The sequence below is a fragment of the Staphylococcus sp. HMSC061G12 genome (assembly GCF_001838465.1).
GTDB classification, from domain to species: domain Bacteria; phylum Bacillota; class Bacilli; order Staphylococcales; family Staphylococcaceae; genus Staphylococcus; species Staphylococcus simulans.
The window spans coordinates 1-1,822 of sequence record NZ_KV837048.1 but is presented as its reverse complement, the minus strand read 5'-3'; the positions used below and the strand labels follow the sequence as shown (position 1 = coordinate 1,822).

Below are 1,822 nucleotides of genomic sequence, written 5' to 3'. Positions count from 1 at the left end.
TAATATATTTAGGATATCCTAAATATATTATTTAGTCAAACGAAAATTTGAAGTTTGGCTAGCTATTTCTGCTTTAAAAATCAAAATTGTAGGTGGGATCATGATTACTGATGCGCAAAAGAAATATTTGAAAATTATCTTCCAATTAGGTGGAGACATTGAGCTAGTGTCTAATAAAATGTTATCTAAAAAGTTAGGAGCAGCGCCCCCTTCAATTAGCCAAATGTTAGATCGATTAACCGAAGCAGGTTTTGTCAAAAGTGAACATTATCGTGGTGTTATGTTAACTAAGAAAGGATTAACTTATACGATAGAAATGACTAACAATCATGAGATTATTAAAGCGTTTTTCATAAAAGTATTAAATATCAACTCTTCTGAAGTCAACCAAGAGGTTGATTTAATCGAAAATCACGTATCAGATAAATTTGTTCAACGTTTATCTGAATACTTAAGAACAAAACAATTTTAAAAAGGATGATTAACTATGAAGCTTTTTAATAAAAAGTACAGTACAAAGCAACAATTATTCTCTCCCAGCCCTCAAAATAAGAATACGAATCATAAATAAATGAGGCTGGGACATAATTTCTAACAAATTAGCCAGTAAATGAGTTTATTATAAATTCATTTACTGGCTTCTTTATTTACAATACTACGTATTGTTGGCTCGTTTTCTTAGGGGACAGCTTCAGCCTGTAGTCTTCAACTTGTCCTGTTCCCTCAAGAGTCTCGCCAAAATACTTTGTATTTATATGTAATTTTACATTGAAATACTTTAAAAAAATAAGGCACTTTCGTATAATTTAATAAATGTCACTAAACTAAATTAACGAGGTGCCTTATGTATAAAGATTATAACATGACTCAACTTACTCTACCATTGGAAACTTCAGTTCTTATCCCCACAAATGATATTTCACGACATGTCAATGATATTGTAGAAACAATTCCTAAAACTGAATTCGATGAATTCAGACATCATCGTGGTGCAACCTCATACCATCCCAAAATGATGTTAAAAGTCATTCTATATGCCTACACACAATCTGTGTTTTCAGGACGTAAGATAGAAAAATTACTTAATGATAGCATCCGGATGATGTGGTTATCACAAAATCAAAAGCCTTCTTATAAAACGATTAATCGATTTAGAGTCAATCCAAAAGTAGATGCTTTATTAGAATCATTATTTATTCAATTTCATAGTCAGTGTTTGAAACAACATCTTATAGATGATCAAACCATTTTTATTGATGGTACGAAAGTTGAGGCGAATGCCAATCGATATACATTTGTATGGAAAAAAAGTATTCAAAACCATGAGACAAAGATGAATGAAGATTCTAAAGCACTCTATCACGAATTGGTAACAAATAAAATTATACCTGAGATTAAAAAAGATCACGATAATGACTTAACAAAGGAAGAAATAGATTTGATTGGTAGTCATTTGGATAAAGAAATCGAAGATTTAAATCAACATATCGATAATGAAAAATGTACTAAAATAAGAAAACAAATACGGCTCAAAAGAACTAAAATTAAACAATATAAAAAGCAAATTAATGATTACTCTGGGCGAAAGTATAAATACGACGTCCAAAAATCTATTTTAAAGGATAGAAATAGTTATTCTAAAACAGATCATGATGCCACATTTATGAGAATGAAAGAAGATCATATGAAAAATGGACAACTCAAGCCAGGTTATAATTTACAAATAGCGACAAATTCTCAATTCGTTTTATCTTATAATGTGTATCAAAATCCGACTGATACAAGAACGATGGTTCTGTTGCAAAGTTGAATTTATAGTATA

At 30.0% G+C, this 1,822-nt stretch carries 1 protein-coding gene and 1 pseudogene; both read left to right on the top strand.

What is annotated here, in order from left to right:
• Positions 1-100: 100 nt before the first annotated feature.
• Positions 101-472, top strand: a complete 372-nt coding sequence (locus HMPREF2937_RS03950; protein WP_002497484.1) for a metal-dependent transcriptional regulator — start codon at positions 101-103, stop codon at positions 470-472.
• A 372-nt stretch (positions 473-844) separates the two neighbouring features.
• Positions 845-1,795 (top strand): annotated as a pseudogene (locus HMPREF2937_RS03945) (transposase); the annotation flags it as partial.
• Positions 1,796-1,822 lie beyond the last annotated feature (27 nt).

Excerpts from the sequence above, each read along its gene's own strand:
- HMPREF2937_RS03950 (WP_002497484.1), top strand. The coding sequence starts at position 101 with ATGATTACTGATGCGCAAAAGAAATATTTGAAAATTATCTTCCAATTA.